Source organism: uncultured Aquincola sp. (assembly GCF_964001545.1).
Classification (GTDB): domain Bacteria; phylum Pseudomonadota; class Gammaproteobacteria; order Burkholderiales; family Burkholderiaceae_C; genus Aquincola.
Genome location: NZ_CAXFDV010000293.1, coordinates 1 through 2681, shown reverse-complemented (window position 1 = coordinate 2681; position 2681 = coordinate 1). Strand labels below are relative to the sequence as shown.

The window sequence follows — 2681 nt, the reverse complement described above, 5'->3', positions numbered from 1 at the left end:
CTGTGGCAGGGCGGCCTGCCCGAGCGCGACGTGCAGCTGGACATCGTGCGCGAAGGCGAGCCCCAGCGCGTGACGCTGCACAGCGTGGACCGCATGAAGACGCTGCGGCGGGCGCAGGGGATATAGCTGCCAGCGATCAGATGCCCTGGAAAAGGCAATCCAGAGCGCTGACCACGACATCGGCTTGGTCCACGGGGCGAGCCTTCTCAGGGCCGAGCACGCGGCGCGGCACGGCAGCCAGGAACTGAGTGGCCATCAAGTATTCCACGCCGTCGATCTTGAACACGGGATTGAGCACCCTGGCTGGCTTGGGTGCCTGGGCCAGCGGGAGCAGCGGCACGACGACGCGAGTATTCAGATCCGACAGCAGGTTGGCCTGCACATCCAGCAGCAGCCCGGCATCGTCTGAGTTGGCATACACATGGAACCTGGCCATGCTCAAAAGAGGCGATAACGGTCCAACGGCAATCCGTTCTGTTCGACGAAGGCGTTGGAGCTTTGCAGCGCTTCCTGATTTTCAGCCACCCAACGCGCCTGGCGATGTTGGTTGACGGCGGCGGCTATGCCCGATGCAGCGGCCTGAGACAGGTTGATGCCCAGGCTTCGCGCTTCGTCGATCAGGTCAGCCGGCAGGCTTACCTTGGCCGGCTGGTGTGATCGGGCGTGAGGCATGGCTTTGGAAGAAGTGAGGCGTGCAGGTACTCATTGTGCGCATGCAGACTACCCTCTGCCGCCCTCACCGCCCTGGCGTCCTGACCCCTTCAAAGCGCAGGCACTGCTGGCGCACCACCTCGGGCAGGTACTGCTCGCGCTGCTGGGTGGCGCGCAGCCAGCCGGCGTCGCTGGGCTGGTCGCGGGTGAGCTGGTCGCGCAGCAGCAGCAGGCCTTTTTCGGCGCGCAGCTCGATGGCGTGCATCTCCACCTGCTGCAGGGTCTGCGCGATCAACTGGCGCAGCGGCTTGTGCTCGGCGGTGCGCGGGTCCACCACCTCGCCGTCCAGCCCGAAGCGGCAGGCCTGGAAGCGGTTGTAGCTGTAGACCAGGTAGTCGTCGTCCAGCGGCTCGAACGGCCTTTCGGTCAGCAGCCAGCGGGCCACGCACTGCAGGTACACCGCGATGGCGGCGGCCTTTTCCACCGTCAGCGGCACGTCCATCACCCGCACCTCGATCGTGCCGAACTCGGGCTTGGGCCGGATGTCCCAGTAGAAGTCCTTCATCGACTTGACGACGCCGGTGTGCTCCATCTTGCTGAAGAAGTGCTCGAACTCGCTCCACTTCAGCATGAAGGGCGCCCGGCCCGACAGCGGAAAGGCCGACACGGTGTTCAGCCGCGACGACTCATAGCCGGTGTCGCTGCCCTGGATGTAGGGCGACGAGGCCGACAGCGCGATGACGTGCGGCACATAGCGGCTGAGCGCATGCAGCAGCCACAGCGCGTCGTCGGGCGACGGGCAGCCGATGTGCACATGCTGGCCGAACACGGTGAACTGCTTGCTCAGGTAGCCGTACAGCTGCGAGACCTGCAGGTAGCGCGGCGTGTCGACGATGCGGCGCTGGCTCCAGTCCTGGAAGGCATGGGTGCCGCCACCGCACAACCGCAGGTTGAGCTGACCGGCGCTGTCCACCAGCGCGTCGCGCACGTCGCTCAGCTGCGTGATCACGTCGTGGTGGCGCTCGCAGATGCCGGTGGACGTCTCGATCATGCTGCTGGTGATCTCGGGCTTCACGTCGGCCTCGAGCTGGTGGCGCTCCATCACGCGCAGCAGGTCGGTGGCGCCGTTGGTCAGGTCGTAGTCATGGCGGTTGACGATCTGCAGCTCCAGCTCCACCCCCATGGTGAAGGCCTTGGACGAGGCAAAGGCTTCGAGACTCATGATGGAGCTCCCTCCCGCTGCGCGGGATCCCTCCGAGAGGGAGGAGCACCGCCTTCGGGCGGCCGTGCGGCGTTGCTCATTGACTCTCCTTCTCGATCTCGCCCACCGCGCGCAGGCTGTACATCACCACCAGCGGCGATGGCAGCTCGATGAAGGCCAGCATGGCCAGCACGAAGGGCATCAACGCGGGGCCGACGGCCGGGTGGGCGACGCCGAAGTCCAGCGCCATCACCCAGGCCGTGGCCGACAGCGGCAGCAGCGAAGCGCCCAGCGCGCCGGCCTGCTTCCAGGCCAGGCCGCTGGGCCGCGCCAGCGCGAACACCGCCGCGAACTTGGCCACCCAGCGCACCAGCACCAGCACTGCCGCCACCAGGCCGGCAGTGGCCAGCGCCGATGGCGACCAGCCCGAGCCCACCGCCACGAACAGCACCAGCACCAGCACGCCACCCACGGTGCCGAAGTGCCGCGGCCACACCCAGGGCCGGTCGGTGCGGTTGCGCAGCCACAGGCCGGCCAGCAGTGGCACCAGCAGCAGCGAGAGCTTCAGCGTCTTGGCCAGCACCAGCGCCACCATCACGCAGCCCAGCACCAGCACCACCGAGTTCTCGTTGCGCAGGTCGAGACGCCACGCAATGAGGGCCAGCAGCGAGCCCAGCGCCGCCCCCAGCAAAAAGGAGCCGAAGAACGAGACGATGACCTCGGGCAGCGCACTCAGCCAGGTGCCGGGGTCGCTGAGCAGCAGGCCGGCACTCAGCAGCTTGAGCGCCAGCACCGCATACAGCGTGTTCAGCGCCGACAAGGCCATCAG

General features: G+C 67.2%; 4 protein-coding genes. All 4 read right to left on the bottom strand.

Annotated features, from left to right (window positions below):
- Window positions 1–136 precede the first annotated feature (136 nt).
- Window positions 137–436, bottom strand: coding sequence for a CcdB family protein (locus ABNT58_RS10300; RefSeq protein ID WP_348753392.1), 300 nt, complete (start codon window positions 434–436; stop codon window positions 137–139).
- A 2-nt stretch (window positions 437–438) separates the two neighbouring features.
- Entirely contained in the window at window positions 439–672 is a 234-nt protein-coding gene (locus ABNT58_RS10295; RefSeq protein WP_348753391.1) for a type II toxin-antitoxin system CcdA family antitoxin, read from the bottom strand.
- Window positions 673–736: 64 nt separating this feature from the next.
- Window positions 737–1873 (bottom strand): YbdK family carboxylate-amine ligase, encoded by a 1137-nt coding sequence (locus ABNT58_RS10290; protein ID WP_348753390.1) that lies wholly within the window; start codon window positions 1871–1873, stop codon window positions 737–739.
- Window positions 1874–1949: 76 nt separating this feature from the next.
- Window positions 1950–2681: cation:proton antiporter (locus ABNT58_RS10285; protein WP_348753389.1), on the bottom strand; the 732-nt coding region annotated here is incomplete at its 5' end.

Coding starts and splice junctions, on each gene's coding strand:
- ABNT58_RS10300 (WP_348753392.1), bottom strand. CDS start 436: ATGGCCAGGTTCCATGTGTATGCCAACTCAGACGATGCCGGGCTGCTG.
- ABNT58_RS10295 (WP_348753391.1), bottom strand. CDS start 672: ATGCCTCACGCCCGATCACACCAGCCGGCCAAGGTAAGCCTGCCGGCT.
- ABNT58_RS10290 (WP_348753390.1), bottom strand. CDS start 1,873: ATGAGTCTCGAAGCCTTTGCCTCGTCCAAGGCCTTCACCATGGGGGTG.